Origin of the sequence: Gimesia algae (assembly GCF_007746795.1) — a bacterium.
Taxonomy (GTDB): domain Bacteria; phylum Planctomycetota; class Planctomycetia; order Planctomycetales; family Planctomycetaceae; genus Gimesia; species Gimesia algae.
The window spans coordinates 2,270,526-2,294,767 of sequence record NZ_CP036343.1 but is presented as its reverse complement, the minus strand read 5'-3'; the positions used below and the strand labels follow the sequence as shown (position 1 = coordinate 2,294,767).

General features: G+C 49.5%; 19 protein-coding genes and 9 tRNA genes. 18 read left to right on the top strand and 10 right to left on the bottom strand.

The window, feature by feature from the left end:
- Positions 1-2 precede the first annotated feature (2 nt).
- Genes Pan161_RS08285 through Pan161_RS08265 form a run of 5 tightly spaced genes read left to right on the top strand, consistent with a single transcriptional unit; the run spans position 3 to position 5,236 of the window.
- A complete protein-coding gene (locus tag Pan161_RS08285) occupies positions 3-1,337 on the top strand; it encodes an NAD(P)/FAD-dependent oxidoreductase (protein ID WP_145225780.1) in 1,335 nt (444 codons plus the stop codon).
- The gene (locus Pan161_RS08280; RefSeq protein ID WP_145225777.1) at positions 1,253-2,035 is read left to right on the top strand and encodes a DUF1365 domain-containing protein; all 783 of its coding nucleotides are present in this window, start codon (positions 1,253-1,255) and stop codon (positions 2,033-2,035) included. Before Pan161_RS08285 ends, Pan161_RS08280 begins: the two co-directional genes overlap by 85 nt.
- Positions 2,032-3,345 (top strand): SAM-dependent methyltransferase, encoded by a 1,314-nt coding sequence (locus Pan161_RS08275; RefSeq protein ID WP_232103666.1) that lies wholly within the window; start codon positions 2,032-2,034, stop codon positions 3,343-3,345. Before Pan161_RS08280 ends, Pan161_RS08275 begins: the two co-directional genes overlap by 4 nt.
- Positions 3,342-4,136, top strand: a complete 795-nt coding sequence (locus Pan161_RS08270; protein WP_145225775.1) for a DUF1295 domain-containing protein — start codon at positions 3,342-3,344, stop codon at positions 4,134-4,136. Before Pan161_RS08275 ends, Pan161_RS08270 begins: the two co-directional genes overlap by 4 nt.
- On the top strand, positions 4,133-5,236 hold the full coding sequence (locus Pan161_RS08265) for an SAM-dependent methyltransferase (protein ID WP_145225773.1): 1,104 nt from the start codon (positions 4,133-4,135) through the stop codon (positions 5,234-5,236). Before Pan161_RS08270 ends, Pan161_RS08265 begins: the two co-directional genes overlap by 4 nt.
- A 96-nt stretch (positions 5,237-5,332) precedes the next feature.
- Here the strand turns inward: Pan161_RS08265 and Pan161_RS08260 are convergent, their stop codons facing one another.
- Both Pan161_RS08260 and Pan161_RS08255 read right to left on the bottom strand, forming a co-directional pair.
- A complete protein-coding gene (locus Pan161_RS08260; protein ID WP_145225771.1) occupies positions 5,333-7,657 on the bottom strand; it encodes a hypothetical protein in 2,325 nt (774 codons plus the stop codon).
- A gap of 111 nt (positions 7,658-7,768) precedes the next feature.
- Positions 7,769-8,338, bottom strand: coding sequence for a DUF6790 family protein (locus tag Pan161_RS08255; protein ID WP_145225769.1), 570 nt, complete (start codon positions 8,336-8,338; stop codon positions 7,769-7,771).
- A 486-nt stretch (positions 8,339-8,824) separates the two neighbouring features.
- On the opposite strand from Pan161_RS08255, the gene Pan161_RS08250 reads away from it, so the two are divergent.
- Complete coding sequence (locus Pan161_RS08250) at positions 8,825-10,189, top strand: aspartate kinase (RefSeq protein ID WP_145225767.1); 1,365 nt, start codon at positions 8,825-8,827, stop codon at positions 10,187-10,189.
- Between the two features lie 14 nt (positions 10,190-10,203).
- Here Pan161_RS08250 and Pan161_RS08245 read toward each other — a convergent pair whose 3' ends face one another.
- On the bottom strand, positions 10,204-10,959 hold the full coding sequence (locus Pan161_RS08245; RefSeq protein ID WP_145225765.1) for a hypothetical protein: 756 nt from the start codon (positions 10,957-10,959) through the stop codon (positions 10,204-10,206).
- 888 nt (positions 10,960-11,847) lie between these two features.
- Between Pan161_RS08245 and Pan161_RS08240 the strand changes: the two genes are divergently transcribed.
- Entirely contained in the window at positions 11,848-12,618 is a 771-nt protein-coding gene (locus tag Pan161_RS08240) for a hypothetical protein (RefSeq protein WP_145225763.1), read from the top strand.
- 82 nt (positions 12,619-12,700) lie between these two features.
- On the opposite strand, the gene Pan161_RS30945 is transcribed toward Pan161_RS08240, so the two are convergent.
- From Pan161_RS30945 to Pan161_RS08225, 3 genes are all read right to left on the bottom strand, one after another.
- Positions 12,701-13,129 (bottom strand): S24 family peptidase, encoded by a 429-nt coding sequence (locus Pan161_RS30945; protein WP_232103665.1) that lies wholly within the window; start codon positions 13,127-13,129, stop codon positions 12,701-12,703.
- Positions 13,130-13,423: 294 nt separating this feature from the next.
- A complete protein-coding gene (locus tag Pan161_RS08230) occupies positions 13,424-14,425 on the bottom strand; it encodes an NHL repeat-containing protein (RefSeq protein ID WP_145225761.1) in 1,002 nt (333 codons plus the stop codon).
- Between the two features lie 135 nt (positions 14,426-14,560).
- On the bottom strand, positions 14,561-15,070 hold the full coding sequence (locus tag Pan161_RS08225; protein WP_232103664.1) for a hypothetical protein: 510 nt from the start codon (positions 15,068-15,070) through the stop codon (positions 14,561-14,563).
- A 235-nt stretch (positions 15,071-15,305) separates the two neighbouring features.
- Between Pan161_RS08225 and Pan161_RS08220 the strand changes: the two genes are divergently transcribed.
- On the top strand, positions 15,306-16,403 hold the full coding sequence (locus Pan161_RS08220) for a prenyltransferase/squalene oxidase repeat-containing protein (RefSeq protein ID WP_145225757.1): 1,098 nt from the start codon (positions 15,306-15,308) through the stop codon (positions 16,401-16,403).
- 39 nt (positions 16,404-16,442) lie between these two features.
- Here Pan161_RS08220 and Pan161_RS08215 read toward each other — a convergent pair whose 3' ends face one another.
- On the bottom strand, positions 16,443-16,877 hold the full coding sequence (locus tag Pan161_RS08215; protein WP_145225755.1) for a hypothetical protein: 435 nt from the start codon (positions 16,875-16,877) through the stop codon (positions 16,443-16,445).
- A 120-nt stretch (positions 16,878-16,997) separates the two neighbouring features.
- Positions 16,998-18,356: a right-handed parallel beta-helix repeat-containing protein gene (locus tag Pan161_RS08210; RefSeq protein WP_145225753.1), complete on the bottom strand. Its 1,359-nt coding sequence runs from the start codon at positions 18,354-18,356 to the stop codon at positions 16,998-17,000.
- A gap of 559 nt (positions 18,357-18,915) precedes the next feature.
- On the opposite strand from Pan161_RS08210, the gene Pan161_RS08205 reads away from it, so the two are divergent.
- The 5 genes from Pan161_RS08205 to Pan161_RS08185 all read left to right on the top strand — a co-directional run bounded on the left by Pan161_RS08205 (position 18,916) and on the right by Pan161_RS08185 (position 19,380).
- Positions 18,916-18,987 (top strand) — tRNA-Lys (locus tag Pan161_RS08205).
- Between the two features lie 20 nt (positions 18,988-19,007).
- Positions 19,008-19,080 (top strand) — tRNA-Thr (locus tag Pan161_RS08200).
- 30 nt (positions 19,081-19,110) lie between these two features.
- Positions 19,111-19,181 (top strand) — tRNA-Gly (locus tag Pan161_RS08195).
- 10 nt (positions 19,182-19,191) lie between these two features.
- A tRNA-Pro gene (locus Pan161_RS08190) sits at positions 19,192-19,267 on the top strand.
- A 38-nt stretch (positions 19,268-19,305) separates the two neighbouring features.
- Positions 19,306-19,380 (top strand) — tRNA-Asn (locus tag Pan161_RS08185).
- Positions 19,381-19,480: 100 nt separating this feature from the next.
- Here the strand turns inward: Pan161_RS08185 and Pan161_RS08180 are convergent.
- Complete coding sequence (locus tag Pan161_RS08180; protein WP_232103254.1) at positions 19,481-20,959, bottom strand: IS4 family transposase; 1,479 nt, start codon at positions 20,957-20,959, stop codon at positions 19,481-19,483.
- Between the two features lie 218 nt (positions 20,960-21,177).
- Between Pan161_RS08180 and Pan161_RS08175 the strand changes: the two genes are divergently transcribed.
- The 5 genes from Pan161_RS08175 (at position 21,178) to Pan161_RS08155 (ending at position 22,714) form a co-directional block, all read left to right on the top strand.
- Positions 21,178-21,251: transfer RNA gene (locus tag Pan161_RS08175), tRNA-Leu, on the top strand.
- Positions 21,252-21,265: 14 nt separating this feature from the next.
- A tRNA-Asp gene (locus tag Pan161_RS08170) sits at positions 21,266-21,340 on the top strand.
- Between the two features lie 9 nt (positions 21,341-21,349).
- Positions 21,350-21,427, top strand: a tRNA-Leu gene (locus tag Pan161_RS08165).
- Positions 21,428-21,626: 199 nt separating this feature from the next.
- Positions 21,627-21,710, top strand: a tRNA-Leu gene (locus Pan161_RS08160).
- A 221-nt stretch (positions 21,711-21,931) separates the two neighbouring features.
- Entirely contained in the window at positions 21,932-22,714 is a 783-nt protein-coding gene (locus tag Pan161_RS08155) for an ATP-grasp domain-containing protein (RefSeq protein ID WP_145225751.1), read from the top strand.
- Positions 22,715-22,787: 73 nt separating this feature from the next.
- Here Pan161_RS08155 and Pan161_RS08150 read toward each other — a convergent pair whose 3' ends face one another.
- Positions 22,788-24,227 carry a catalase gene (locus Pan161_RS08150; protein WP_145225749.1) on the bottom strand — a complete coding sequence of 480 codons (1,440 nt, stop codon included), beginning with the start codon at positions 24,225-24,227 and terminating at the stop codon, positions 22,788-22,790.
- Positions 24,228-24,242: the final 15 nt, after the last annotated feature.

The window sequence follows — 24,242 nt, the reverse complement described above, 5'->3', positions numbered from 1 at the left end:
TCATGAAGATCGCCATTATTGGTGGAGGCATTTCCGGTCTCACCGCAGCGTATTTTCTACATCACCAGCATGAAATCACACTTTATGAAGCCAATCAGTATATTGGCGGTCATACGAATACGATTGAAGTCGAGATTGAGGGAGAACAACACGCTGTCGATACGGGTTTCATTGTCTTCAATAATCAGACGTATCCTCATTTTACCCGGATTTTAAATGAACTGGGTGTCAAGTCGCAGTCAACCGCGATGAGCTTCAGCATGAAGTGTGACCGAACTGGTCTTGAATATCGTGGTGCTGATTTGAATGGATTTTTTGCACAACGTCGCAATCTGATCAATCCCCGTTTTTATCGTCTGCTTGCTGATATTCTCCGGTTTAATCGCCAGTCTGTCGAACTCTTGCAGTCTGATAACGATCAATTGACTGTGGGAGAATATCTCACTGCACACTCTTATTCACAAGAGTTTATCGAGCAATACTTCCTGCCTATGGGATCGGCCATCTGGTCTTGCCCGGTAGGCACGTTTGAACATTTTCCTGTCCGGTTCATTGTCGAATTTTATCTGAATCATGGCATCCTGGCGATTCGTGACCGTCCTGAATGGCGCGTCATCCGTGGCGGTTCAAAGCAGTATGTCAAAGCTCTGACAGCCGGGTTTTCTAAATCCATTCGACTAAATTCCCCAGTCAATTCTGTTAAACGCAGTGAGAGACAGGTCGATGTCACTCTACGGGACGGATCGGTCGAACAGTATGATCATGTGATTTTTGCCTGTCACAGCGATCAGGCATTACGCGTATTAGGGAATCAGGCATCACCAGTTGAGCAGGAACTTTTGTCTGCTTTTCCTTATGAAAAAAATATCGCTCAACTGCATACCGATACATCAGTCCTGCCTGTCTCGCAACGTGCCTGGGCCTGTTGGAATTACTTTATGCCGCGTGGCTTAAATCGGAAAGCAACAGTCACGTATCAGATGAACCTGCTGCAGGGGATTCAGTCGAAGCATGTCTTTTGTGTGACTTTGAATGGGAAGGAACGTGTTGATCCCACGAAGGTGATTCGAGAAATCGAGTATGCACACCCCATCTTTACCAGTGAACGTGCAGCCGCACAGCACAGGCAGGCCGAAGTGATCAATCAGAATTCCACATCGTTTTGTGGAGCGTATTGGGGAAATGGTTTCCACGAAGATGGTGTGAATAGTGCCATGGCTGTCTGCCATGGATTAATGGGAAAGACAGATTTATGGAAAGTGGCATCTACACAGGCTGGGTTCGGCACCGACGCCATGCTCCCGTCGAGCACAGCTTTCGCAATCGAATCTTCCTGATGTATCTGGATCTGGCAGAACTCGACTCTGTTTTTCAGGGGCGTATCTGCTGGTCTACGCAGCGAATGGCATTGGCCCGGTTCCGTCGAGAAGACCACTTGGGGGATCTTCAGGTCTCACTCGATAAATCTGTGCGAGACTTAATAGCTCAGTCAGGCCGACCCAGGCCGACAGGGGCAATTCGAATCTTAACGCATTTGAGATATTTTGGATTTGTGATGAATCCCGTTTCTTTTTATTTCTGTTTCGATCAACAAAATGAAAATCTGGAAACGATTGTGGCGGAAGTAAATAACACCCCCTGGGGAGAGCGACACTGTTACATAATTGATCGTAATCAGTTTATAGAACACTCAGAGAGGCAGTCCACCAGCAAAGAGTTTCACGTCTCACCATTCCTCCCTATGGATATGGAATACTTCTGGCAGTTTTCTAAACCAGCGAAAAAACTGGCCGTTCAGATTGAAAACTATCAAAGTCAGCAACGCGCATTTGATGTGACCATGAGTCTGCAGCGGCAGGAGATCACGACGCTGAATCTGCTGCTTTCACTGATTTCCTATCCGTTCATGACGTGGTATGTATTCGTAGCCATATACTGGCAGGCACTGAGATTATGGTTGAAAAGGGTGCCCTTTTATCCGCATCCAAAACAGGGAAATACTTCCGAACCTAATAAAAAATCGAGGACACCATGATGTTACAGAATCATCACGCAGAACAGCAGGAATCAGCATCATCCTCCAGAATGGGGATGTTGAATGCCGCCTGTCGACAGCTCTTATTAAATAAACTGATCGGGTTGGTTGGGGGGCAGGTCACGCTGAGAGAAGGGCCCCAATCCACTGTTCTAGGTGAAGATGATGCGGATTTACGGGCAACGGTCATGGTTCATCATCCCCGCTTTTATCAGGCTGCGGTACGGGGAGGCGGACTGGGAATTGCGCAGTCATTAATTGATGGTGACTGGTCCACCAATGATCTGACGGGACTGGTGCGGATTTTTATCCGAAACCTGGAGGTGACCGATCAGTTTGAACGAGGAGTGGCCCGCATTCGTCAGGTGGCTGCCCGGATGGGACACTGGGTCAGAAGAAATACACGGCTCGGCGCAGCTCAGAATATTCATGAACACTACGATCTGGGTAATGATTTCTATAAATTATTTCTCGACGAGACGATGAGTTACTCCTGTGGCGTATTTGAGCACTCTGAGGCAACGATGCGGGAGGCCTCTCTGGCAAAACTGGATCGGGTTTGTCGTCATCTGAACCTGCAGCCTGACGATCATCTACTGGAAATTGGTACGGGCTGGGGAGGACTGGCGTTGTATGCAGCGCAGAATTATGGCTGTCGTGTGACCACAACGACCATCTCTCGTGAACAGTACCATCTGGCTGCAGAGCGAATTGATGCTGCAGGAATGTCTGGCAGGGTAAAACTGCTGTTAACTGACTATCGTGATCTGGAGGGACAATATGACAAACTGGTATCGATTGAAATGGTCGAAGCTGTTGGGGCAGAATTCTTTGAAACCTATTTTCAAAAATGTTGCGATCTACTGCGACCCGAAGGGATGATGTTTCTCCAGAGTATTGTGATCAAAGATCAGCGGTTTCAGGAATATCTCAAGAGTGTTGATTTCATCAGACGTTATATTTTTCCGGGAGGTTGCCTGCCTTCCGTCGCTGCAATATTAGAGACCACAGCCAGGGTAACAGACCTGCGTCTGTTACGGCTGGATGATATCGCCCCACATTATGCACAGACTCTGCGTTGCTGGCGGGAGCAGTTTCAAGAACGACTCGAAGAAGTGCGTGAATTAGGTTATTCTGAATCCTTTATTCGCATGTGGAATTATTACTTCTGTTATTGTGAAGCGGCTTTTGAAGAGCGGCAATGTAATACCGTGCAGATGCTGTTTGCTAGACCTGATTGCCGGTTTGATCCTCAGTTTATTCAGTCGAGTGATCGATGTCCTGTACCAGAACTGGAGGTCTCCGCGTGAACCTGTGGTTAATGATGTTATTTGGCTGGCTGACCATGTCTGCTGTGATGGTATTCTTGTGGCTCCTGCAGCGCAAAATCGGAGATGCCGGTATTGTCGATGTAGCCTGGGGGATGGGAGTTGGTTTGTTGACTCTCTTTTTTGCATGGGGCCGTGATGATGGCGATATGACAAGACGGATTGTGCTGGCTGTGTTGGCGATGCTGTGGGCATTACGACTCAGCGGCTATGTTCTCTGGAGGGTCCTGACAATGCCGGAAGACGGGCGTTATCAGACTTTAAAAGCGAATTGGGGATCCGCAGCTCAATCCCGTATGTTCTGGTTCTATCAACTTCAGGCGGTGGGCAGTCTCTTATTTGCTTTGCCGATGTTGATTGCTGCCGGAGGCAAGTCACCTTTTGGTCTGGTAGATGTTATGGGTGTTCTGATCTGGCTGATCGCGATTGCGGGAGAGTTGATTGCGGACCGACAGCTGTCTCGCTTTCGTGCCAATCCTGATCACAAAGGGCAGGTCTGTCGGGAAGGACTCTGGAACTATTCCCGTCATCCCAACTATTTTTTTGAATGGCTGCAGTGGTGGGCTTATGTCTGTCTGGCTTTGAGTGCCCCGTGGGGCTGGCTGACACTGCTGGGGCCGATTTTGATGTTACATTTTATTGTTAACGTGACGGGGATTCCTCCGACAGAAGCGCAGGCGTTGAAAAGTCGTGGTGATGCCTATCGAGAATATCAGCAGACAACGAGTCCTTTTTTTCCCTGGCCACCCCGTACCAAGCAGATGACAACATGAAAATTGAAACGCTTATGAATCTGGGGATTGAACTGGTAGAGCGAGGCTGGGTGCCTGATGTGATTACACGTCGCGCTATCAGAAAGCTGTGCACACAACGTTTGTCGCGCCTGGATACTGGTGAACCAGAATCTAATAGAATGCGGCAGCAGAATTTTATCGCGGACAGTCGGCAAAGCCCGATAGCATTGGTGCCAGAAAAAGCCAACGAGCAGCATTACGAAGTACCCGCTGAATTCTACACGAATGTTTTAGGTCTCCATCGCAAGTACAGTTGCTGTTACTGGCCCGAAGGTGTGGAGACCCTGGATGATGCAGAGGCAGCCGCTCTGCGTGAGACTTGTCAGCATGCGGAAATTCAGGATGGCATGTCGCTTCTCGAACTGGGGTGTGGCTGGGGATCATTGACTCTGTGGATGGCGGAAAACTATCCTGCCTCCCGGATTACGGCAGTCTCGAATTCTCATTCCCAGCGAGAGTTCATAGAGCAACAGGCAACGGCGCGGGGAGTGGCAGACCGAGTCCAGGTGATTACTGCTGATATGAATGAGTTCATTCCAGAGGGCGCGTATGACCGTGTTGTATCTGTTGAGATGTTTGAACATATGCGGAACTATGAACAACTCCTGCAGCGAATTTCCGGCTGGTTGAACGAGCAGGGGAAACTGTTGGTTCACGTTTTCTGCCATCGGGAATTTGCGTATGCATTCAATGATCAAAGTGCCGATGACTGGATGGCCCGCCATTTCTTTTCCGGAGGCATCATGCCCAGCGATCAACTGCTCACTCAATTTCCAGAGCAGATGCGTGTGACAAAACAATGGCGCTGGGGAGGCGAACATTATCAGAAAACGGCTGAAGCATGGCTGTCGAAACTGGATCAGCAGCGAAAAACGATCATGCCCATCCTGGCTGCCACTTATGGAAAAAGGCAGGCAGCACGCTGGCTGATCCGCTGGCGGTTATTTTTCATGGCGGTTGCGGAACTGTTTGGCTATCGCGAAGGGACGGAATGGTATGTGTCTCATTATCTACTTGAGCCCACGTCTGCAGACACGACAAAAGCTGTTTCAGTAGAGAGAGAATATTCTTCATTCTGATTCGGCTGAAATGCATGAATATAGAATCATTGCTTACATGGAGAGGGGAACAGATGGAGGCAATCTAAATCTGGAGACGAACCCTGATCTATTTTACTACCGCGGTATATTATTATGAGATGGGCTCATGCTTTCAGCATCTTCAATTAACCGTTCCCTGATTGATATGATTTCCTCGCGATACTGTTGCATCAGACTCTGGTCTGCTTGGATTTCCGATTTGATTTGATCGAAGTCTGCTTTCAACAGTTTCGGCTTGAGCAATGTCTGGTATTCGTTCTCAAGTTTCAGGTCTTGGGCAACAATGACAGCAGGGGCAACAGCGAAATAGACAGTGGTCAAAATCAGTAGTGTTGCCAGGCAGGAACGGGCAGTCATCTGTGCCGCACGGCGATAATGGCCTGTCACACTGTCAGAATTGCATTCTTTTTCTTTCTTGACGGACACTCTCTTGAGAGACCAGCCAAACAGGAAGAGCAGTGAGAGCAAAACGGCAAAGATTTCTCCCTTATGCCAGGTCCATTGCAGGTAGGCCCACTGGTAAGGAGAGTGATTCAGTTTCAGTTTTTGCCTCAGTTCTTCAGGAGATCCAAACAGATTTGAATATTCAGACTGGACCGTGGAAGAAAACCAGGCGTTAGTTTGCTCTGGATTCAGACTGGCCTTGATGAGAAAAGTTCCCAGTGGAACGATTGCCAAAGCTAAAAGTAATGTCATTCCACAAAGCTTCAGTTTGTGGCGGACAGGCGACATCTCTGAACGTAAAAATCGGATTGTGATAAATGTAGCAAGTCCCAGGATGAAAAACAGGAGCAGAGAGAGGAGAGTCAATATCCCGAGTGATAGTTGAATCCATGCCAGATAAATCGATTCGAATAGAGACGGGAATTGCCAAATCACAAAAATAGTTACGGAAAAGAGAAGCAGTAGAGAAAGTTGTTGCCGCCAGACGATATTACCTCTTTTGTGAATGGCACGCAGGAATACAAGAAGTAATAGTGTGAAAACAATCCAGGCAAGCCCCAGCAGAGTGACTGTCTTTACTACTTCAGGGAACAGGTTGATCGGGAATAAACACCACAAAAAAAGACTTAGACCACAGCCCGTCAACCAGGCAATGCCGGTACGCCACCAGCCCAGTCGAGGTAAAGGTGAGGCAACCTTCCTGCCAGTCAATCGGACGATCAGTCCCAACAGGAGTGACAGAGGAAATAACAGCAGGATGAAATTCTGGCAGACGAAGGTGAAATAGACAGTAACAGGGGATTTAACGGAGAAGCTTGCTATATGCTGCTGATTATATTGCTCAATCGATTCCTGATAGATTTTCTCTTCCAGCCAGACCGAATCCAGATTCTCGTTGATTCGCTCTGTTTCCGCAGGAGTAAATGACGGAGGATGAAGGTGCTGAATTTTGATCAGATTTCCATAGCCGGAAGTAAATAAGAATTGTCTGAAATATTTTAAATCGAAGGGATTGCCTGCTGAAGTCGATTGATCTGCGATAAGTAATTCCTGTCGTGCTTTTTCGATTGCGGCAGAATAATTTTTCTGTCTCAGTTCTGATTCAGAGGCATTTGATAACCAGCGAATCAGTCTAGTAATGTTGTATTGCCCTCTGTATAGATAATTTCGGCTACCGGCTGCCCGGAGTTGTTCTTCCAGTGGAAGAGATGTATCTGATACAAATGCCAGGGTGGATGAAAAAGTCGTTGTGCCGAATCTGAGGAATGGTTTCTTCAAGCCCCCCTGAAGTCGTTGTTCAGCCAGTTCGAATTTTTTCGGTTCTGTGATTTTTAATGTGTGATTGAAATCATCATCCCAGACGTGTTCCACTGATTGATGATAGAGATGAACCGCTGTCAGGTAATCGTAAAGAGCATTATCCGGATCGTGAGTGGCACCCTCATTAAGGACACTTAACCAGTTCGCATGCCTGGGAGTCAGTCCATAATCATTTTTGATATAAAACTGGAGCAGAGCCCGCTGCCGCCAGAGTTCGACATTATCAGGAGCCAGTTCTGTTGCTGTTTTACTTTGTGCCAGGCAGGCGGCATGGCAGATCGATTCAAATTCGGTATTCAGAGTGTTAATCGCTTCCTCATCCAGTTTTCGCCGGAACTGCAGGGGAAGTTCAAATCCCGATGGATCCTCACTCGTTGTAAGATAGTTCAGGTAAAAATAAATTTGGGGAGAATCCAGCATCCAGGCTGCTCCCATTGCAATCTGGGGATCTGTCTGGGTTTGAGGGATCTGTGAGATCTGCCTGAGCCAGTATTCTGCCTGAATCGGGGGGATTTCCTCGCCGATCATCGTTGTTTGTCCTGACAAACGCAGGGCGCTGACTTTCCAGTCATACCAGAATCCGCGCCAACCCGAGGGAGAATTCTGAAGGACGAAAACCAGACGCAGTCCAAGCATGAACAGAACCAGCAGTATTAACAGCCGTAGCCAGTTTGTTTTCAGTTTGTCAAATCTTTCCGATGAATTCATTTGCATACAGATTCGTAACGTTTGCACCCGAAGAAGGGATCAATCTGAATTCTGAAATTTTCTCTCGATTTCGGACGATGTGCCATGTTTGGGCAAAGACTGAGCAGACTTCGGATATCGGCACTGCATTCCCAGCAGTACAAAACCGATGATGGGAATCAGGATGTCGGTGTAAAAGATGATCCCCGCATTTCCCGGTGCGAAATTATGCGCTGTGATCATCTGGTAAATGTGCCCGCCTGCAGCGCCCAGCAGAAACATCGATGGGCCCACAACGGCGGCAGCCCGCATGCCGAAGCTACCTCGAAATGCCAGGAAACCGACGACCGCATACCCCAGGCTGGCGGTACCGACTTCAAACTGAAACGGACTCTGTTCCCAGCCAATATACCGGGCTGCAGTTTCACCAAAAAAGGAATGCATGATGAAGTTGTAGAAAAATGAACAACCGACGGAGAACAGGAGAAAGTAAGCAAACAATGCTTCGATGATCACAGCGGCATTCCGCGGGCGTTTTTGTTTCCCGAGTGATATGCCAGAAACGAGTAGTCCCAAAACCAGGAAACTGAGGGTGAAGTTTTCCATGACAAGGCGAATTGCGGTACTCATCAGTTTCCTTTTAAAGTATGTCGTAGATTATTTATCGATCAGAAATTCACAATAGTATCACATTTTTAAAAAACAATGGAATTCTGTTCGAACCCCTTGTTTTATTGATCAAAGAGATTTGTTGAATGCTGAAATCAGTGTGGCATGGAAGCAGACAGTAGTATAACAGCATTCATACAGTTGCGATTGGATTGTCATTCGTATATTGTTAATCCATCCAGTCGATGTGCCGTCTCTTTTGAAATGGCTCCCTGTGAATTCCGATGACGGTATGACGACACCTGTTGTCCCTGTATTCGAGAACTCAAAGCCCTTAATCCCCGGGGCAGATAATTATTGACGTCGAATCGAGAAACGACTCCGTCATCTTTAAATATTCAAAACACAATCTGTAGTGAATTTCCATAGGATGCTCGTCTGTTGTCGACCAGTCGTACGAAGCAGTGAATGAATCACGACAAATCACGAAGAGAGAAACCAGTAAGAATGACAAATAGTGTAGTCTGTAAGTTTGGTGGCAGCTCTGTTGCAAATGCAGATCAAATCGAAAAAGTGCGCAGGATTGTCATAGATGATCCCCATCGACGCTTCGTCGTCGTTTCCGCTCCAGGACGTATCCATAAAAACGAAGAAAAAATTACAGATCACCTGCTGAATATTGCATCAAATGGTACTCACTTCCAGGAAAAACGGAAGACCATTCCTGCCAGTGAAAGTAAGCAGGCCGTCTTAGATCGATTTACAAGCATCGTCCATGATCTGGGAATTGATGGTAAAAAAATGATGGAGTCACTGAAACAGGATCTGGAGACAAGCCTGGAAGGTGAAAGACAAATCGCCTTTCTGGCATCACGTGGAGAGCACTATAATGCGCGCATCATAGCTGCTTATTTTCAAAAGCAGGGGATGGAGGCCCGCGTCTCGCTGCCGGAAGAATTCGGATTTCTGGTGACAGAAAGTTTTCTGGATGCCAAGGTCGAAGAAATCGCCTACGAAAATATTGCGGCTCTGGATGGTACGGAAATGATCACCGTCGTTCCCGGTTTTTATGGCGTGACAGAGCATGCGGAAATCGCCGTTTTCTCACGGGGCGGGTCCGATCTCACAGGAGGCGAAATCGCTTATGCCATTGATGCGGACAAATACGAAAACTGGACCGACGTGAATGGCGTACTCGAATCGGATCCGCGCATCATTCCCGCTGCCCGTGCGATTCCTCGGCTCACGTTTAAGGAAATTCGCCTGCTCTCGTCCAAAGGTGTGAACGTGTTCCACCTCGATGCGATGCTCAACTGCCGCAAACGGAAAATCCCCATTCACGTCCGCAATACCAATCGCCCCGATGATCCCGGCACGCAGATTCTCAATGAACGCGTTCCCGAAGAAGGCGTGGTCGGTATCGCCCGGCTGGATAACATGGCTTACATCTATCTGGAAAAAGACATGCTCTGTGAAGAGGTCGGCTTCACCGCGACTCTGTTAACCATCTTCCAGAATTACGGCATCAATACCTACCACTATCCGACCGACAAAGACGACATCGCCGTACTCGTGAAACAGGACGACCTGAAAGGCAGTATCAACGATCTCCGGCGGACCATCGAAAAACAGCTCAAACCCGACTTCATGGACGTGGTCTACAATCTGTCGATCATCACTCCGGTCGGATTGGGGCTCAAACGTAATTCGTATCCACTGGTCGACGCGATCAACGCGTTGGGCGAGCATCACATCCCCATCGAAATGATCGACCAGAGTCCGTCGCAAATCTGTTTCCATATCGGCGTCAGCCAGGCAATCGCCGACGATGCCCTGCGACTGTTGTATCGAGTGCTGATTGCCAGTTCGTGAATTTTTAATACTTCTCACTTTTCGTATGCGGGTGGGAAAATACCTTCTAGCGCCGAGGCGATTGTCGAGTCCAGATTCCCATCATTCAGTTCGGTCATAGCACGCCCTGCGATCTCCTGTGCTTCCACTTTGCGATCATTGAGAACCAGCAGAGCAACGATTGTGGCGATGGAGTTAGTGAAACTATCCTTAGTCGCTTTCTCGACTAGTGGACCGAGATCTGGCCTCGCAGTTCTCAACTTTTGATAGAGCGGATTATCAGGCAGTCGCTTTTGATGCTCGAAAATATGAAGACGTTGTTGGAATGCTTCGTGCGGGTCCATATACTTTCCACAAAGCTGATACTCACCAGCACGAATGAGCGCTGATTCTGCAGAAGGGTAACATTTTCTGGTGAGGTCAGCATCCTGGATTTCAAGCCAGAGAAACATTTCAGCAGTCAGTCGCTCATCGCCCAGACATTGATTGATGCTGGCAAACTCATGAAATGATTCCTCACGATCATTTCCATTAAAGAGTTTTTCTTTTGCAGTATCTCGGATGACTATGAGCTTTTCCAAGGCGGGAGGATAAACCTGACTCAATTCGGCCCAGTCTCCTAGCGCAAATGACAATCGAACAGGTGATTCGATAGCATTCTCATGGTACCAGACTCGTTTGGCTAACGCCTCTGCATAACAGCCAGCGCGTCGGTCCTCACAGGCTTCAGTATGAATCGATTCAAAATTCTGGTAGTCAGCAGGCTTCCAGCCTGAGGATTGATCTGTCATGTTGATATTCCTTGCTCATCAAGACCGGGTTCTACCTGGATCAGTTTACCACAAATGGACGGAAACAAAATGGAATTCCCGCACCTGCTGCTACACATTCCCGCACTCCTCCTGCATAAAATGAACTTGACCGCGGCGCGCCACCGGCGATAAGCGTTGATTCGGGTCGCGCGCGTGGCCAGTTTACAGTGCACCAAAACACGCGACACTTGTTCGTTCTCTTCACTATAAATGAGCCTGTTTTTTCCAGATATTCAGTTGTCGAATCCACACACGTTACCGATGTATGCCTGCGGGTCGCCGCACATCGCAGGTTTTCGTCCCGGCACCACATCAGCACCGCCAGACATCGTACCCCTGTCAACACAGATCGCCACATTTTGTTGTTCATCCCCCTTGACCTCCCCACGCCCTTCCACAAAATAATCCACCATGCAATGAACCATTGACACCAGCCATTAGATTGATCATCAGATTGAACATCACAACCACAAACATAATTCAATATCCTCCCACGCCTCCGGGTGCCACCTGTCGGCTTGCTATTTAGACCGGACCGAACTGGTGCTAACGTCCCCTGACAAGTTTCACAAAGCATTATAAAAGAAGTGTCCCCACGCCCGCAGATGAAAATCTTGAACCACTAAAAACAGATCTCCAGGTAGCCCCGGATGCAATCCGGGGTTGTCGCAGACAACAGGAAACTGTCAGAACAGACTCACAAATCAGAAATACAATGCCAACCCTTTGGAAGCAGGGGCCCATGTGTCCGCCCGCCAGGTGAGTATCGAATCTTTTTTTCGTTCCTGGAAGCTTTGTTTATGTTACACTCACAGCCATGCTATGCTGACCTGTCTCTGTCAACTTCGGTGATTAAGGAGTAAGAACATGATCTTCTCGCAAAGTCTCATTCTTTCAACCCTCATGTTTGTATTACTGGCAGTGCCTGCAATCGTGTCGAGTGAGCAGAAGGACAAGCCCTTTAGTATCCCGGAAATAATTAAAAAGAAACAGGTTGGTAAGTGGCAAGCTTCGAAAGCCATGTTACTTCGGTCTGGTAAGCAGCCGGCAGTTGTTATCAATGCGAAAAGAACCAATTACGAATTAAGTGATGGTTCAGAAAAATTTACGATATCAGTGACCGCATTCTCCGATTCAGAATCAGGGAGTATCTGGGTGGGACGCGAACAGATTGGATACCTGGAGATTGATAATAAAATTCTGGGTTTTCATGTCTTCGGAGAAATGATTCTTTGGACTGAGAGTATTCTGGATCATGATCCGAAATCGACTTTACCTGATGTCACAAATATTACGAATCATTTTGAGAAAAATGTCACGGGCGGCTCTTTGCAAGCAGCTAATAACGGACTGACAAACTTGAAAGAGATAGACCAAGATTCAAGAGTGTTTGGTAATGGTTATGGTAGTTCCGGAGGTCCGATGCCCATTGTGACAGGATTTCAATGGGACAGAAATTTATTAAAGCTTAGTTTAACAGAACCGGAAAAATTGTATGAAGCGACCGTATGGATTGATGTGAACTCTAGAGAGGTTAAGAAAGCCGAGGAGAAACGGTCTAAGCTTGGTGAAAAATTATACCAAGAGCAAAAAGCGGCATTAAAGGCTCAAAACGAAAAAAAGGAAAATAGTCAATAACAGAGTTCAGGATGCCTGTCGTTCACAAGCATGCTTGATTCGAAAATGATTACTGAGAGGTTCTGGTTCCGCACGTAGCAGGTCAGGGTTCTACCTGGATCAACTTACCATAAATGGACTGAAACGTAATCCAGCCGTTGATCCGGCCGATGTTATTGCCGATCTGAAAGCGTTTGCCCTGTATGGCTTTGATCAGATGCAGATACTGACTGCCATTCACTTTACAGAGCACGATGTCCCCCTTCTGGAGCTCATCTTCCAGAACGGGGGCGACCGTGCATAACTGCCCGGATTCGATTTTCCCTTTCATGGAATTCCCGCGCGGACGAAAAGAGACGGTCTCACCTGCCTGCAGTTGTTCAATGTAGTGTGTGGCCCAGCCGATGGGAGTATCTCCTTTAGAACAGCCTGGTTTGCAGGTCAGGCACCCTTCCAGGTGGAACTGAGATTGATCTGCTTTTTCTGATGCGTCCCCGGTCCGGTATCCCGAGACGATTAATCCATTGGACAATTTTAATGAGCTCCGGTTCGCTCAGGCAATGAAAATCAAACTGCACCCGGATGGAGAGGTGGTCGCGCCACTTTGTGCGGACATAATGCATGCGTGCTGCAGGCTGACTTTCCAGCGTGATCAGCAGCAGACAGGTTCCATTGTGAACCCAGAAATCAAACTCGTCTCCGGTTTGAATTCGGTCCGGAATCTGATGTACCGGTTCGATTTTCAAGCGTCCTGCCTGAATTTCTCCCGCACCATAAACGTGGCTGAATCTCCGCCACTCTCTTTTTCGGATCCGTGATCTGACGCTCATTTCTGTCCCACCGCAAACTTCTGAATACGATGGTTATAGGCATCCACCACGTACAGGTGACCTTTGCTGTCGAATGCCATGCCGTGCGGCGCGTAGAATTCACCTGCAGCCGTTCCCTGTTTTTCGCCACAGCTGCGGAGATACTCTCCTGCCGGCGAAAACTGCTGCACGCGTCCGCTGACGGCGCTGATCCATAACTGATCGTCGTCATCAACTATGATCGAGATCGGCCCTTTAAGCCCTTTTGCTGGAGGCCCGTCAAATCCAGTGAATAATCCACCGAAGCCACCCGGCTGGTCAGCGTCACTTCCCCAGTGCTGGAGCAGCTTTCCTTTTGGAGTGAACTGCTGGACGCGGCAGTTGGCGCCTTCGGTTGTCCAGACATTCCCTTGAGAGTCAAAGGCGAGGAATTGTGGACCGCCTACACGCGACTTGGGCGTCGCTTTACCCCCAAACTCGCCTGGCTGGTTGCCATATTTACCCCACTCAAACAGAAACTGGCCCGTGGGATCAAAAACCTGCACCCGGTGATTCGTCTGATCAGCGACATAGATATTTCCGTTCGCCGCTACCGCGACTCCACCGGGACAATTGAATTGTCCCGGTTCAGAACCCAACTGACCCCAGTGACGGATCAGTCTTCCGCCAGGGGAATAAATCGAGATGCGATCGCCGATTTTGTGTTTGCTCGATCCGGAAGCCAGAATGTGCGACAGAACCAGATTGCCCTGCTTGTCGAGCGCAATTCCCCCCGGATTGGGCAGTACCGGAAAGTGACTCAGCAGCTTTCCCTCCGCGTCAAATTTCTGCACACGGTCATTCAAGTGATCGGTCACGAAAATTTCGTCTGTGGCGTTGATCATAATATCAATCGGGAAATGCAGTTCTCCTGGTTTGTCACCCTGCTGCCCCCAGGTTTTCAGGAATGTGGCTGTCTGCGGTTCTTCACTCTGAGCGAGTGAGAGATCTGGTACTGCGATCGGGAATAAAAGCAGCATTAAAAGTAATGCTGCTCGAGAAATCGATCTACGAGAAATCAGAAACGGAATGTGAAAGGCCATGCTTGGCAGCTTTTGAAAGAGGGCATTTATTTCTGTTGATAATACTCAAGTAGAGAGTTCGCGGCAAAGAAATTATTGAGTACTGGTTCGGCACAGATAGATAATACCTGCAATCAGTCCCAACAGACCTCCCAGATAACTGGCGTTATGCATGAAGCCGACACGCACGAATTGTATGGGATCCTGGACGTTGGGACGCACAAGGCGCAGGGAACCATCAATGGTTTCTGCATTGATGACGATCATGGCAATTCCCAGTCCCAGTAATCCGGTGAGCAATGCGACAAGAATTACGATCAAGAATGCGATTGCCAGTTTGCGAGCCATCATGTCTGGCGTGGGAAACCGGAAACTAAACAGTCCCAGGGGAAGGCTGACCAGCACTCCCATCCACCAGGTCGCCATAAAGCCCACCACTGCTGCTCCCAGCCGTTGTGACTGCTCACCCCAGGGAAGACCAAACTGTTGAAACTTGAAACGGGTAAAGTATTCAGGCGAGACTGTATAGCTGATCTGATCATGAATCATGCCATACAGGCCTGCAATCAGCGCCGCAAAAAACAGCATTGCGATATATACCATGACTTTTTGCAGCATTGTGTTTCCGAGTTGAAAACTGAAAAAAATTTCTGTTCGAGTCACTCCACCCCAATCCAATCACTTATGATTATTGCGATAATCGCCTCTTGATGAAACGGGGGGCTGAAAAGAGATTTCAAATGAGCGAGAATTTATTAATAATATTCATAAGTAGAGCTGGTTAGGGCGTATAAAATGAAGCAGGAGATAGAGTTTAATATGAGAAAAGAACTGCTTCATGACAGAACCTGATTCAACAATCCCAGATAGAAGCAAGCCGGAATATACACGCCGCTCTGCGCTGGGGGCAGCACTCGGGAGTGTGCTGGCAGCAGTGCGCGGCTGGTGGGGAGAACAGCCCGTTCAGGCTGCGCCGTCTGGGTTTCCGGAACATATCACCCCACAGACACAAGCGGCTATCAAACGCGGTTTGAAATGGCTGGTTTCGCAACAGGCAGCAGATGGCGGGTTTGGCAGCCGGGGTTCGTATGCGCGGAATGTAGGCGTCTGTGCTCTGTCGGGGACGGCGTTTCTGGCCCATCGGGGCATGACCGGCGCGTATCGCCGTTCCATTCAGGAGTGCATCCGTTATCTGCTCGGACAGGCGCAGGAGAATGGATTCATCGTCGAAGCAGAGGTCCGCACGCATGCGACGCTCTATGGTCACGGATTCGCGACCATGTTCCTGGGACAAGTGTTTGGCGAGTCGTTCGATCCGAACGTCCGCGCTAAATTGAAAGCGGCGACGGAATTGATTTTGAATCTACAGAACGAGCAGGGGGGCTGGAGTTATACTTCCGACCCCAAAGACGCGGATGTATCAATCACCACCTGCCAGATGCTGGCATTGTTTTCGGCACGTCAGGCCGGGATCGGAGTACCCCGCGCGGCCATCGATGGCAGTGTGGAATTTCTCAGGCGCGCACAAAACCCGGATGGGGGGTTCCGTTATCGATTGGATGATCCTCCCGAATCGCTGTTTCCCCGCTCGGCGGCTGCGGTGGTGGCACTCACCTGTGCCGGACTCCAGGATGACGAAGTTGTCAAGCGCGGACGTGACTATTTGCAACAACCACATCCTCCGCAGGAACTCTCCCCTGGTCAATTGGCCGAGTATCATTTCTACGGACGCTTTTACGCGACGCACGCCGCCTGGCAGGCGGGCAAACCGGAATGGGACCGCTGGTACCCGACGGTCCGCGATGAACTCTTGTCACAACAGTCCCCGAATGGTGCCTGGCATGATGCGAATATTGGCGATGAATACGCAACCGCGATGGCGCTGCTTGTCCTGCAGTTTCCGTATGGAAATGTGCCCCTGCTGGCGATCCGCTGAATGTAGATGTTTTGATAATGGTCGGAAGTAAATAATTACTTAAAAGAGAGGGGCACGCAGATCGACATTGTGTTCCGGGGTTTGTGTCAGAAACAGATTATCTTGAAATCGATCGACGAAACCCAGATTGACAGAATGCAATGCGTAATACTGATCATCATACGATGAAAATCGACCATTGATTGAGAAGACTCCGGTCTGGTTCTGCTTCAGACTGAACAGCAGACGGGAGTAGGATCCCCGGTCAGGCGCACCGTGCTCCGACCAACTGAAAGTAAACAGGATCTCCAGTTGATCCGCTTGTTGTTGAAACTGGAATGACCAGTATTGCTGCGCCGGTTCGGGGAACAATGTTGTCTGTTTCAGTTGGAAGTCATTTAGTTCTTCTGCGATGACTTTGTGCGCGAATATGTGTGGAAGGGGCTGGGGAGCATCTGGTAAAAGCAGCTTATGTGGAACTGCGTTTCTTTTCACCGCGTCGGGCATTCCTCGTGAATATTTTGACCAGAGCGTTGTAATATGTTGGATGATAATCATAAATAATTCGGAGTAAAATCAAGACATATATGATTGATCCGGCAGAAACCATTCGGTTCACCAGGCGCCGATATCGAAATTTTTACTTCTTGGCTTACCATTGAAATCCTGCTCCACTTCCGGGAGTTTGATACCCGCATTGTGGGCAGGTGAGCTTTCACTCAGTCGATAGGCTTCCGGGTTGAAGGATCCCCCGTTAATGAGCTGTGGGTCAGCCTCGAGATCACTGGTACTTCGCGCAGATTGTTGAGGTACGCCGCCATGCCAGAGGTTGTTGCTGAATTCAATCCGGGCAGTCGAACCCTGGATGTCAGTGAGTGGCACATTACCTGTCTGTTTGAAAATATTGTTGCTGATACGCGACTTGTAATGACTTGTGTCGGCATCGATGTGCAGCAGAGGACCGATCGAACCCCAGGCAGTATTATTGGCAATGAGGGTATGTTTCAGCCCGCCGCCACGTTGATAACTACCCGAGGAAATAGCGATATAGTTGCCGATCAGAATATTGTTGGTAATGACGTTATGGGAAGAAGGATTGTTAAAGCCCTGATAATTTTCGTTGGCAATCTGAATCCCTGACGCGGGGTGATTAAAGCGGTAGAATCGCTGATCTTCAGTCGAATAGACCAGGTTTCGACTGACACGCGTATTGGTCGTATTGTCCAGATAGATATTGACGGAAAAATTATCATGGACTGTGTTTCCTTCAATGGTTCCTTTATTGGAAAGGTAAAGACCGATTCCCTCGCCATAACAATGAGAAACGGTGTTGTTTCTAATCGTCACCTTTCGGGAAAGACCGGCTCCTGCACCAAAGCTCCACTGGTTATATCGCCCGCCTTCATTCATCAGCGAACACTCACTGATTACATTATCTTCAATGAGCAGGTCACGCACGGGATCGTGCAGTCTGTTAAAGCCGGCATAGATGCCGCTGTTCTGGCAATGATGCACGCGATTACCGCTGACTTCGACGGCATGCACACGTGTGCCCGGTCCCCAGATCGAGATGCCAATGTTCTGTGAATTGCGGACGGTCAAGCCCTGAATACGGATGTGATGTGAGAGGACGGCAATCAGCGTAGCATCTTTTTGTAAATTGCTGCCATCGATGATGACTTCCTCTTCCTCGAATGCCTTTAAGGAAATGTAATTGTCTGCGGTACCCGGGTTAGCGAGATTCAACGTACGTGCCTGCGGATAGATTCCTTTTCTCACAATCACATTATCACCCGGCTGGCGAGCGGAGCTGATACCACGGGCGACAGTACGAAACGGCTGGTTCAGCGTACCAGGATTCTGATCGTTGCCTGTTGTCGCTACATAATAATCGGAAGCTGTCAGTTTTCCTGCTGACAGTAAAGAGAGCAGGGCTGCAACCAGAATCATCTGTAAGAGGGCAGGAGAAAACAAAACGCTGATCCTGTTTAAAGAACGAAGATGCCGTAAATGAATTTGTCGAAGTTTAGATTAAACTCCAGAAACAAGAAAAACAATGAAATAATCAGCATTCCTCGCGCATCTCAAAAGATGCAGCTTTCTTTCGAAAAAAGCGAACCGTTTCTACCAGAGCGCCTCTTAGTAGTTAGTCAGTCCAACTGACAGCCACGTTGGCTTAAATTTTATCACATTTAAAAACCGGAATATTATCTTCCATGATTTCTTATTTGCAGACAATCAGCTTAAACACCTATCCCGCAGGCAATCTCTTAGCCAGCCTTCCGGCTGAGGATAAGCTCGCGCTCAATTTGCGCTGTTGACATCTGGTTGATCTTTAGAATTCTGAAATCACCCGGTGTCATCAGGCAGCGGGTTTTTTTACGTCTCCACTGGGATAAAAGGTGTCAGGAACCTTAATGTTAAGGTTCCTGACACCTTTTATCCCCGGCTCCCACACGGGTCATTAAAAACATTTAAGGAGTATTGATTATGTTTGATCTGTTTTGTTCTAAACGCACGCCCCTCTCTATTTGGGGTCGTGGTGTAACGGTTGCATTACTGGCTTTTAACCAGTCAGGTGGGGGTTCGAATCCCTCCGACCTCATTTTTATTGAACAGTCACACGCACCGGTCGTCTAACCTGGTAAGACGTCGCCTTTGTAACGCGGTCATGTGGGTTCAAATCCCACCTGGTGCTCTTGAACTATGACAATCAACAAACCAATCAGCGCCCATGATGTAGCGGCAGCCTACTGTCTTGCCATGGCGGAAGTGCGGGTTCGACTCCCGCTGGGCGCTCTTTTTTAAACAGGGTGTAGGGAAGTCTGGTCTAACCCGCGTGCCTTGGGAGCACGAGATCACTGGTTCGAATCCAGTCACCCTGACTCCGCGAGACGCGGGATGAAGAGAGAGAAAATAATAATGCGGTGGTACTCGTGCTGGTACGGGTGGGCGACTGTTAATCGTCTTGACGCAGGTTCGATTCCTGCCACCGCAGCTGGAGTGGAAGTCATCATATCTAATAAAAGGTGTCAGGAACCTTAAAATAAGGTTCCTGACACGAATGGCACTGCCTGTTGTGGTGAAAGAGTTTGCGTTCATATGATGGCCCTTCGTTGTTGATGGTAATGGTATCTCGGTTGCTTCAGCAAAGCCAGCGCTTTGGTTCGCCGTTTATTGGCTCTGGGTTCTGTTCTGCCGGTACGATGTCCCACACGTTCGCTGCTGGGGATCTGCTGTCCGAGTGTGGCTAATTCCTCAGTCGTCTTTGTAACCGCGCCCAGCAACCAATTCGCAGCCAGCATCTGTTGCGTGGTGGTAAACGAGAGTGAACGGGGATCACGACCTGTTGCCATGCCGCTCTGCAGCATCTTCAACCGAATCAGATTGTACGCCAGCAGGCATGACCAGAGTTCCGTGAGCACCATCCCCGGAGACTTCGCACGCAGAATATCCATGCCCAGAGAACACTTGATGCTGCGAATATCCAGTTCGACCAGCCAGCGGCTCTGATACAAGGCGGCGATCCAGCGCGCCGGGCATGCTTTCTGATCTGTGATGGTGGTGGCAATCGTAAATGTTTTGGCGCGATACCCCGGCTGACTGATCTGCACATCGACCAGCCGCAGAGTGAGTGTCAGCGGTTGTCGCCAGAATTCCTGACGGGTCATCCAGGCAGGACAGACAGAGGGACGTGACCACGTTACGAGTCGCTCCTGTTTGCTCAGTCGACGTGCGGTTTGTGGATGATTGTCACGCAGGTGATGGTTCTTCATCAGGATCTGAACGCCCCGGGCATGGCACGCACTCACCAGCCAGTACGTGCAGTAATACGAGTCAGCCACCAGAATATCACCCGGCCGGAGTGCATCGAGCATTTGCCAAAGCAGGGCCGTTTCGCCACTCCCTTTACCGCTGTAAGGCCCGCTCACCAGATCGACCAGCAGTCCGGTGGTCATCGAGATCAGAGAAACGCAGCGGAGAACGGGGAACCCGAGCCCCGGTTTCTGAGCCGGGTTCTGCGGATAGGCCCGCTGATTCTCAGGGGTATCGGCGGCCGTGATGGTGAAGCCGTCAACGAGCAGAATGCGACCGCCGGTACTCCGTGATTTCACATCGGCGACGCTGGAAGGACTGAGACGCGCCGCTGACTGCTCTCGGGACTGGACACAGTTCTGGTCACAGGCCGCTTCGGCATCCGCGGCAAGTTGCTGGACGAGATCGCGGATGACGGTAAAGGATAGTTTGAGTCGCGCGCGACAGTAAGCACCGGTATTCGTACTGCAGACCCGTCGCCCCAGTGCCGCCCATAAGCTGGCAACACGGATGACGGCTGCCTTACAGCTGCGTTGCTCGCCGGAAAAGAACACCTGAGAGATTAACGCCCAGAGAGTGATTGCCGGTGTGTAAATGACATCGGGATCACTGCCAAAGTCGATGTCGTGTTTGTTAAACACCTGCTGCCAGCGCTGATCGTTGATGACATCAGACAGCGGGAGCGAAGCATCTTGCAGCATTGATCGTTTAAAAAGAGAAAACGATGCTGCATTCACGCGGGAAGATGATATAAATGGCATAGGACCTTCCTTGGTCAAATGTCTTCACACACCATCCAAGAAAGGCCCTGCCAGAACGCAGCATAATGCCAGGAGACGTTTTGCCAAACACAATTTCCAGCGAACTGGCAAAAAATCAGAAAATTAAAAACGTGACAGCGTCACGCAGGCATCGTTGCGCAAACACAAATCAAAAAAACAGCGGCAGTGCCATTCGTTCCTGACACCTTTTATTCTCCGGCTCGGTAGGCAACTGGCAGACCACACTGACTTAGAATCAGTGATGCTGTGGGTTCGAATCCCACTCGAGCTACTGAAAATTATTACGTCCTCGTGGAGCAGTCCGGAGTGCTCGTCTGCCTGTCACGCAGAAGGTCGTGGGTTCAAATCCCATCGGGGACGCTTAAAAACGGCGCGGTATGCAAACTGGTAAAGCAACGAAACTTAAAATTTCGTGATTGTCTGCGGGTTCGACTCCCGCCCGCGCTACTGACCAGTGGCCAGATTTGTTACAGCGTCTCCAGGGCCATCTGGATCGAGTAGATTAAGAATGGGAGTTTTATGAATAGACGGAATCAGAACTAGATTAATTTACTTGCGTTGGCTGGGCATTGGCGAGCCCCGGTGGCTGTAACCCACCCGCTTTAAGCTGTGGCGGTTCAACTCCGTCCCGACGCACTTTTAACTATGGCCAAGTGGCGAAACTGGAAGACGCGCGACTCTCAGAAAGTCGTTCCCACAGGGATTGCGAGTTCGAATCTCGCCTTGGCAACTTTTATGACCCAGAGGGGCAGGTGCCCGGCCGACTCTCATAAGGTTGGAATACCCGGTTCGATTCCGGGCTCTGCTATTTATTTTAAGGGCTGGCATGTACCTTGGGGGCGACTGAATTTTGCAAAGTCGGTGTGTTGGGTTCGATTCCCATCCGGTCCACTTATTACTGGTTCTGTATCTGAATTGCTTAAATGGATCTTCTGACTGCTATGGTGTCTCATGAATGAAAACATCTGTCTGATCGGGTTTGATGAACCTGAAATCGAAATTCTGAAACAACAGATTTCAGGCCGTGTGATTGCTCATCCCTCTCTGCCTGGTTTTCGGGTTGAGGACGGGCAGTTGTACGTTGATAACGAATCGGGTGGCTGGCAGTCGCGAGTTGATCGAGTGATTTTTCATGGCATCTTTGAAAGCGATGCAGAGTTGTTTGTCGCGCTGGCATTGTGGGGTGGTCCCTGTTTTCCAGATCCGCTTGGTATGCTCAATTGCCGTGATAAACATGCCTGTCTGGTGCGGGCGCTTTCACAGACTCAGTTTCCGGGTTTCGGACGCGGATATGTCCCTGCGGGGGGCTCTGTTAAACTTGAGACAGAGCAGGTAGCCAAGTGGGGAAACTGGCATTGTGGTGAAAACAAGGCACGGGTTCAGGGCGAATGGAGTGCGGAATTCAGCAGCACACTCGAGCCGTTTTATCCGGGGAATGCGGTACGCGTCGTTCTGCTAGGCGATGAAGTATTCCAGATACAGCTTACAGGCGACGACTGGTTAAAATCAATCCACGATCCGACTGCGGATTTCATGAATGTCGATGCCGATTTGGCAGAAGATACCAGAGCACTCGCGCAGTATTTCAACCTGCCTGTGATTGCCAATGATTATGTTGTTGGCGAAGATGGGGAGAAGTATCTGTTAGAAGTAAATCATATTCCGAATGTCACCCGTTTTCCATTGCTGTGGGAACGGTACACTGAGTTGGTGATCAACTGGTGTCGAGATTGAATAGCCTAAAACAGAAATCGCCTGCCAACAGGAAACCGTCGGCAGGCGATTCTTATTTTCAGAGTCTCAACATTCAGGAAGCGTTCAAGGCTGTCCGCACGCCGGCAGCATACGCGGGGTCAACCAGTTCGAAGTGTTTGAGCTGGCGTTCGACGATTTCCTCGGGCACGCCTTGCATGGCGGCGGCGATGTTGGAGAACAGTCGCGATTTCTGTCCGTCGTCGAACAGGTTGAACAGGGCGCGGGGCTGTGAGTAATCGTCGTTGCCTTCGCGGTGATCATAGCGGGCGGCGTCGCCGGTGATCTTGAGTGGTGGTTCGGCGACATCGGGTTTTTCTACCGGGCCGTTGAAAGAGTTTGGTTCGTAGTAGGCATCCACGGGGCAGCCGTTCGATTTGAAGTGCATTGCACCGTCTTTGTGATAATGATGCACGGGGCACTTTGGTTCGTTCACAGGTAGCGATTCGTAGTGAGTGCCGATACGGTGACGATGGGCGTCGGCATAAGAAAAGACGCGTGCCTGCAGCATTTTATCAGGCGAAAAGCCGATGCCGGGCACCTTGTTCGAAGGGGAAAAGGCCGCCTGTTCGATTTCCGCGAAGTAGTTTTCGGGATTGCGATTCAGTTCCAGCGTGCCTACGTCGATTAACGGATAATCGCCGTGCGGCCAGACTTTGGTCAGGTCGAATGGATTATAGGGCGTGAGGTCGGCATCTGTTTCCGGCATGACCTGGATCTGCATGTTCCATTTGGGGAAGTCCCCTTTCTCAATCGCGTAGAACAGATCTTCCTGTGTGCTTTCTCTGGTTTTTCCTATGACCTGTTCCGCTTCGGCGTTGGTCCAGTGTTGGTGTCCCTGTTGAGTTTTGAAGTGGAACTTGACCCAGAAGCGTTCGTTGTTGTCATTGATGAGACTGTAGGTGTGGCTGCCGTAGCCGTTCATATTTCTGACGCCGACTGGTAAGCCACGGTCGGAAAATAGAATGGTCACCTGATGCAGTGATTCCGGTGAGAGCGACCAGAAATCCCACATCGCGGTAGGAGAACGCAGATTGGTTTTGGGATGTCGTTTCTGGGTGTGGATGAAGTCGGGAAATTTATAAGCATCACGGACAAAAAAGACCGGAGTGTTATTGCCGACCAGGTCCCAGTTGCCTTCTTCGGTATAAAATTTCAATGAAAATCCCCGTACATCACGCTCGGCATCCGCGGCTCCTGCCTCGCCGGCGACCGTAGAGAAACGGGCGATCATTTCCGTTTTTGTACCTGGTTGCAGGACCTTGGCTTTCGTGTATTTGCTGATGTCATTTTCGATCGTCAGCGTACCATGCGCGCCCCAGCCTTTGGCGTGTACGACTCGTTCTGCGATTCGCTCCCGATTCTGGTGAGCCAGTTTTTCGATTAACTGGTAATCCTGCATCAGTACAGGGCCACGTGGTCCTGCTGTTAATGAGTTCTGATTGTCGGGGACGGGGGCTCCGCCGGTGGTGGTCAGCGTCGGCTTGTCAGTCATAGTCTCTGTTCCTTG

Excerpts from the sequence above, each read along its gene's own strand:
- Pan161_RS08155 (WP_145225751.1), top strand. The coding sequence starts at position 21,932 with ATGAATGAAAACATCTGTCTGATCGGGTTTGATGAACCTGAAATCGAA.
- Pan161_RS08285 (WP_145225780.1), top strand. The coding sequence starts at position 3 with ATGAAGATCGCCATTATTGGTGGAGGCATTTCCGGTCTCACCGCAGCG.
- Pan161_RS08250 (WP_145225767.1), top strand. The coding sequence starts at position 8,825 with ATGACAAATAGTGTAGTCTGTAAGTTTGGTGGCAGCTCTGTTGCAAAT.
- Pan161_RS08225 (WP_232103664.1), bottom strand. The coding sequence starts at position 15,070 with ATGGTATATATCGCAATGCTGTTTTTTGCGGCGCTGATTGCAGGCCTG.
- Pan161_RS08260 (WP_145225771.1), bottom strand. The coding sequence starts at position 7,657 with ATGCTTGGACTGCGTCTGGTTTTCGTCCTTCAGAATTCTCCCTCGGGT.
- Pan161_RS08245 (WP_145225765.1), bottom strand. The coding sequence starts at position 10,959 with ATGACAGATCAATCCTCAGGCTGGAAGCCTGCTGACTACCAGAATTTT.
- Pan161_RS08230 (WP_145225761.1), bottom strand. The coding sequence starts at position 14,425 with ATGCTGCTTTTATTCCCGATCGCAGTACCAGATCTCTCACTCGCTCAG.
- Pan161_RS08180 (WP_232103254.1), bottom strand. The coding sequence starts at position 20,959 with ATGCCATTTATATCATCTTCCCGCGTGAATGCAGCATCGTTTTCTCTT.
- Pan161_RS08220 (WP_145225757.1), top strand. The coding sequence starts at position 15,306 with ATGACAGAACCTGATTCAACAATCCCAGATAGAAGCAAGCCGGAATAT.
- Pan161_RS08150 (WP_145225749.1), bottom strand. The coding sequence starts at position 24,227 with ATGACTGACAAGCCGACGCTGACCACCACCGGCGGAGCCCCCGTCCCC.
- Pan161_RS08275 (WP_232103666.1), top strand. The coding sequence starts at position 2,032 with ATGATGTTACAGAATCATCACGCAGAACAGCAGGAATCAGCATCATCC.
- Pan161_RS08265 (WP_145225773.1), top strand. The coding sequence starts at position 4,133 with ATGAAAATTGAAACGCTTATGAATCTGGGGATTGAACTGGTAGAGCGA.
- Pan161_RS08255 (WP_145225769.1), bottom strand. The coding sequence starts at position 8,338 with ATGAGTACCGCAATTCGCCTTGTCATGGAAAACTTCACCCTCAGTTTC.
- Pan161_RS08280 (WP_145225777.1), top strand. The coding sequence starts at position 1,253 with ATGGAAAGTGGCATCTACACAGGCTGGGTTCGGCACCGACGCCATGCT.
- Pan161_RS08240 (WP_145225763.1), top strand. The coding sequence starts at position 11,848 with ATGATCTTCTCGCAAAGTCTCATTCTTTCAACCCTCATGTTTGTATTA.